The organism is Candidatus Phycosocius bacilliformis (assembly GCF_003112735.1).
Classification (GTDB): Bacteria; Pseudomonadota; Alphaproteobacteria; order Caulobacterales; family Aquidulcibacteraceae; genus Aquidulcibacter; species Aquidulcibacter bacilliformis.
The window spans coordinates 1-484 of record NZ_BFBR01000020.1 but is presented as its reverse complement, the minus strand read 5'-3'; the positions used below and the strand labels follow the sequence as shown (position 1 = coordinate 484).

At 60.3% G+C, this 484-nt stretch carries 1 protein-coding gene; it reads left to right on the top strand.

The genetic code is table 11. The annotated features are described in order from the left end of the window. Positions 1 to 163 precede the first annotated feature (163 nt). Positions 164 to 484: hypothetical protein (locus PbB2_RS15825; RefSeq protein ID WP_133245862.1), on the top strand; the 321-nt coding region annotated here is incomplete at its 3' end.

The following is a 484-nucleotide window of genomic DNA, read 5'->3' as shown; positions in this document are numbered from 1 at the left end:
ATGTCATCCCCGCCGAAGCGAAGCGCAGAGCGGGGACCTGCTTACGCTTTTGCGCCACAAGGTCCCGGATTGGCTATCGCCGTCCGGGATGACAGCGAGGTGGGTGGGGGGGAGATCGTTCCAATCTATCCCACAGCACAGCTTCCCCCGCCATGATAGTGTCATGGCCTTCTCGCTTGCCCCCTTTGCCTTTGTGCTGTCCCTAGCCTTGCAGCTGCATGGCCATGTCTTGGCAAAGGACAATTTGTGGGAACGGCCACACTTCGTGCGCAAGGCGGTGGCCGCACGTTTGCGGGCGGGTGTGCGCGCGCTTGAGGCCTTCTTGCGCCGGATATTGATCCTGATGGCGCTTGATCTGGAGCATGAATTGATCGCCAAGCCGCAGGTTGAAAACCTGCGCCGTAAGAAGGCGCGCAAGCCTTCTGTTCGCACGCCAGGTTTTCGGGTGTTTCCGGAACTGTCTCTGCCCCATCCTGACACGCTC